The sequence below is a fragment of the Mycobacterium sp. pUA109 genome (assembly GCF_041287095.1).
Taxonomy (GTDB): Bacteria; Actinomycetota; Actinomycetes; order Mycobacteriales; family Mycobacteriaceae; genus Mycobacterium.
This window is the reverse complement of record NZ_JBGGKS010000052.1, coordinates 1-1,446: the sequence shown is the minus strand read 5'-3', so window position 1 is coordinate 1,446 and position 1,446 is coordinate 1. Positions and strand designations below refer to the sequence as shown.

Genomic DNA, 1,446 nt, shown 5'->3' with positions numbered 1-1,446 from the left:
GGCGGATTCATACGGTCAGTGCAACGTCTAGTGGTTTTGGAGGTTGCTGTGCCGCGTGGTTATCCGGTTGTGGGTTCGGTGAAGAGGGAGTTGTTTGATCGCGTCTGTGGCGGGGTGGGGGTTTCGCGGGCGTCGTTGGACTTGGGGTTTTCGCATTTCACCGGGTGGCGCTGGTGGCGGCAAGCTGGAGGTATGCAACTTGTTAAGGGTGGTAGGGGCGCTCGGGGGCTCGCCGATCCGGGGAACTTGTCCCTGCCGGGTGGGCTAGGGCATCGGCTAAACCTCGAGGAGCGCATTGAGATCATGCGTGGCCTGGACGCCAAAGAAAGCTACGCCGAGATCGGGCGGCGGATCGGGCGGGATCGGTCGGTGGTGTATCGGGAGGTGGTGCGTAACCGCAACCTCGACGGTGACTACCACGCTGGGATGGCTCATGCTCGCGCAGCACAGAAGGCCCGCCGGCCCAAGGAATTCAAGCTGAACAACGCCCGGTTGTGTAAGGCCATCGAATCTTGGATGGATGATGGGTGGAGTCCGAAGCTGATCGCCGATGTGGTGGCCCGCGATTACCCTGATGACAAGCTGATGCAGGTGAGCCACGAAACCATCTACAAGTGCTTGTATGTGCAGACTCGTGGCCAGCTGCGCGCTGACCTGTGCAAATGCCTGTCCACGAAGCGTTCAGCACGCAAACCGCGCAGCTCAACGCCGCGCACCGGGGTTTACGCCCCGGGTGAGGTGTTCACCATTCGTGATCGTCCCGCCGAGGCCGAGGAGCGTGCCGTGCCGGGCCACTGGGAAGGTGATTTGATCTTGGGCGCCGGCCACGGCAGCGCGATCGGCACGTTGGTGGAGCGCACCACCCGGTTCACCATCTTGCTGCATCTGCCCAACGATCACACCGCGCCGTCGGTGGCTGCGGCGATGATCGAGGCCATGGCCGAGCTGCCCGATCATCTGCGCCGATCCATTACCTGGGACCGCGGCAGTGAGATGGCCAGCTGGGAGCAGATTCAGTTGCAGCTGGGCACCCCGGTGTTCTTCTGCGATCCGCATTCTCCGTGGCAGCGCGGCAGTAACGAGAACACCAATCGGTTGTTGCGGTTCTGGTTCGAAAAAGGCACTGACCTGTCTGGTTACAGCAAGGATGATCTCAAGCGCGTCGCCGACAAGCTCAACCAACGCCCCCGGCCCACCCTCGATCTGGACACACCGGCCCAGCGGCTGGCTGCTCTGCTCGAGCACGCGGCTGCCGCCTGAGCTGAGAGCCGATCTCGGGTAGACCACACGGAGGCGGCTTCGCCGCCACAGATTTCCCTAGCCCCGCGCCGCGCGGAGGCTACGGGGCCGCCCCTCCGGCATCAAGGGGCGCTGCCGCGCTCGCTGCGCGACGGGCCTTGCGGCCCGCCCTTGACCCCGAAGCCTCTGCGGCCCCTAACGCGCAAA

At 64.1% G+C, this 1,446-nt stretch carries 1 protein-coding gene; it reads left to right on the top strand.

The window, feature by feature from the left end; translation table 11 throughout:
• Nucleotides 1-48: 48 nt before the first annotated feature.
• Nucleotides 49-1,260: an IS30 family transposase gene (locus ACAG26_RS27615; RefSeq protein ID WP_370486262.1), complete on the top strand. Its 1,212-nt coding sequence runs from the start codon at nucleotides 49-51 to the stop codon at nucleotides 1,258-1,260.
• Nucleotides 1,261-1,446: the final 186 nt, after the last annotated feature.